Origin of the sequence: Brumimicrobium salinarum (assembly GCF_002844555.1) — a bacterium.
Taxonomy (GTDB): domain Bacteria; phylum Bacteroidota; class Bacteroidia; order Flavobacteriales_D; family Crocinitomicaceae; genus Brumimicrobium; species Brumimicrobium salinarum.
In genome coordinates this window covers 1-2,132 of the sequence record NZ_PJNI01000039.1, presented here as the reverse complement: position 1 = coordinate 2,132, position 2,132 = coordinate 1, and the positions used below count along the sequence as shown (strand labels likewise).

General features: G+C 35.4%; 1 protein-coding gene. It reads right to left on the bottom strand.

Going from position 1 to position 2,132, the window contains the following annotated elements; genetic code table 11:
• Positions 1-2,083: PKD domain-containing protein (locus tag CW751_RS14970; RefSeq protein ID WP_240612595.1), on the bottom strand; the 2,083-nt coding region annotated here is incomplete at its 3' end.
• Between the last annotated feature and the right edge of the window lie 49 nt (positions 2,084-2,132).

Sequence of the window (2,132 nt, the reverse complement as noted above, 5' to 3'; positions counted from 1 at the left end):
TATGAGCAGCAGGATTTATGGTATAATCCACGTTTCCATTATTATCAATATCCCAAAAATAATGGTCAATCGTACCTCCATTTGAATTTGCCGTACTTACCATTTCAACATCTTCATGATCACATGCATTAGTAAAGTTAAAATCAGCAGTGGGTTGATTATATACTTCAACTTGCTGAGTAATGCTATCCACACATCCATTATCTGTTCCAACAATTAATTGGACATTATAGATACCGCTTCCACTGTAAAGATGATTTGTATTTTGATTTACGCTACCATTACCATCGTCAAAACTCCACTCCCACGTGGTTAATGTATTCGTTGTATACGCATTAGATATCGTTGTTTCATCATCAAATACATTTTCAAAACCTAAACAAGCATTTGTTGCAGTAAAACCAACAGATGGCTGTGGGAAGACAGAAACAGGATGTGTCACCGAATCTCTACAACCATGATTTGTTATTACTAGCAATTTTGCATTATAAATATTCTCTGTTAAATAATCATGATTAGGGTTTTCTAAACTTGATGAGTTACCATCTCCAAATGTCCATTCGTAATTAGTTATTACATCGGCGTCTACAGGGTTTACATTTGAAGTATTTGTAAACGTAGTCGTTGTATCTTCACAAACAGCATCTACGGTGAAAACTGCATTTGGTAATGCATAAACAGAGATTTCTTTTACTATCGTATCAGAACAACCATGTGAATTGATGACAATATGCTCAACATCAAACAAGCCATCTTGCGTATAAGTGTGACCAAAATTAGCAACCGAATAATCTGTTGTACCATCAGTATCAATGTCCCATTGATAATCAATTATACTGCCAATATTAGGAACAGCAGTACTTTGAAACTGAATACTTTCTTGGTCACATGCATTAACAAAGTCAAAGTCAGCATCGGGCTGAGAAAACACTTCAACAGTTTTAGTTATTGAATCTTTACAACCAATGTCCGTTTCTATAAAAAGTTCTATATCGTAATTCCCAGGAACATTATTTAAAAAGCAATAATCTAATTCGTTATTTACGAGTAGGTTTCCATCAATGGAATATCTTGAAATATTATATGGCGCTGAGCTAGTACTTTGGTCTGTTAAACAAATAGAATCTGTTTGACAAGCATCGTTAAAAGCAAAGTCTGCCAATGGCTCGATAACCTCAATAAATACAGAATCTACCGCTCTACAAATTGAACCAAACTGTTCTCCATAGGCATAAATCATTGTATCTGAAGTAGGAGTTACTTGAATATTTCGACCAACATCTCCTGTACTCCAATAAATCGAATCATATTGAATGTGAATTCTATTGTACGTTATATCGCCACAATCATTTATTCTTTCAACGACAAATGTATCACTTACAGGAATATTCAAATCTATTGTTGAACCGATACAAACTGCTGTATCAGGTTGTGTAATATCTATAGGTAATTCAAAAATATCAACAGGCTTAACGATCTGCACATCACAAGCACCTGTTTTATGTTTAGTCAAGGTAACATCAAAAGTCCCTGCGTTCGCAAAATTATGTGTTGAATTGATACCTGTTTGAGTAGGACTTCCATCTCCATAATCCCAAGAAAAACCTGAAGTTGAAGGGTCTGGAATTGCTTCAAATTGAATTACATCATCAGTACACGTGGGTGAACTTATAATTGCAAAATCATTGGTTAAATCTTTTAATGCAGCACCTGCACAATACCCAAATGATTCTGCATTCCCCCAACCATAAACCGTGGCTAAACTACCTCCTGGCGTATTTAAAGTATGATCTCCTTGAGTTACGTTTACCCTTGCATAACTATAGGAAGGATCAGATGGAAAAGGGGAAAAACTAACCGCTATATTAGTCCCATCTAATACAACATTAGGCACATCTACTGTTTCAACAAGAATGTTTATCCAGAAATCATTAACTAGCGGGGTTTGAAAAGCATTGAAGGTTATGCTCTCCAAAGACTGTTCTATAGGATATAGTAAAACTTGGAATGGATCTCCAGGCCCACCACAACTAACTCCTTCTGCATATTGCATAACAGTGACTGGTAACGATGAGGTAATCAAATTATATAGATTATTAGCGAATTGATAATGCTCACCCGCATTTAAAGTT